Annotated in this window: 2 pseudogenes; one reads left to right on the forward strand and one right to left on the reverse strand. The window is 50.3% G+C overall.

The window, feature by feature from the left end:
- A pseudogene (locus FDX22_RS31220) lies at positions 1 to 168 on the reverse strand (hypothetical protein); the annotation flags it as partial.
- A 10-nt stretch (positions 169 to 178) separates the two neighbouring features.
- Here FDX22_RS31220 and FDX22_RS15905 point away from each other — a divergent pair.
- Positions 179 to 390 (forward strand): annotated as a pseudogene (locus FDX22_RS15905) (terminase gpA endonuclease subunit); the annotation flags it as partial.

Below are 390 nucleotides of genomic sequence, written 5' to 3' on the forward strand. Positions count from 1 at the left end.
CCCTGCACGGTCGGTTAGTTTCTCCACAAAACAGAGAAGAGCATCAGTGGCCACAACTATCAGGATGGATCGGGTTATGACCCCGTCATCCGGGGATACTTTTCTCTGTTTTGTAAAAAGGGCGGTACCAGAAAGGACTAAGGAAAAAACTGGTACCGCCAAAGCAATGGCAGTTGTGACGGATACCGCGAAAGAGCAGATTTATAACCGCTTCACACTGACGCCGGAAGGGGATGAACCGCTTCCCGGTGCCGTTCACTCCCCAAATAACCCCGATATTTTTGATCTGACCGAAGCGCAGCAGCTGACTGCCGAAGAGCAGGTCGAAAAATGGGTGGATGGCAGAAAAAAAATATTGTGGGACAGCAAAAAGCGACGCAATGAGGCACT

Origin of the sequence: Citrobacter sp. TBCS-14, from assembly GCF_005280805.1 — a bacterium.
Classification (GTDB): domain Bacteria; phylum Pseudomonadota; class Gammaproteobacteria; order Enterobacterales; family Enterobacteriaceae; genus Citrobacter; species Citrobacter gillenii.